Source organism: Gordonia sp. OPL2, from assembly GCF_003797825.1.
Classification (GTDB): Bacteria; Actinomycetota; Actinomycetes; order Mycobacteriales; family Mycobacteriaceae; genus Gordonia.
In genome coordinates this window covers 1-422 of sequence record NZ_RKME01000104.1, presented here as the reverse complement: position 1 = coordinate 422, position 422 = coordinate 1, and the positions used below count along the sequence as shown (strand labels likewise).

The window sequence follows — 422 nt, the reverse complement described above, 5'->3', positions numbered from 1 at the left end:
TAATCGAAGTCGCCCGAGACCAGATGGCACTCGAGCACATTGGGCAGCTTCAGGGCGGCGCGCCGGAACTCTTCGAAGATGTCACCGGACTTGTAGGCCAGGCTGATCTCCACGAACACCAGCAGGCTGGCCTTCACCGCCGCCGGGTCCAGGTGGGCGTGGTAGCCGGTGATCACCGCTTCGCGCTCGAGCCGGCGCACGCGCTCGGTGCACGGGGTGGTCGACAGGCCGACCCGCTCACCCAGTTCGGTGAAGGAAATACGGCCCTCCGCCTGCAGGATGCGCAGGATCTTGCGGTCGATCTTGTCCAGTTCGCGGGTACGGGTGGCCATGGCCGTCAACCTTGGGGAATGAATTGCAGGAGAACATCCTGCCGGTTGATTTCAAATCAGGCAAATCAACTGGGATTGGCTGTCTATACT

1 protein-coding gene is annotated in these 422 nt (G+C 61.8%); it reads right to left on the bottom strand.

The window, feature by feature from the left end:
- Positions 1-332 (bottom strand): AsnC family transcriptional regulator (locus tag EEB19_RS26500; RefSeq protein ID WP_187590302.1); only part of this gene is annotated, 332 nt, incomplete at its 3' end.
- Positions 333-422 lie beyond the last annotated feature (90 nt).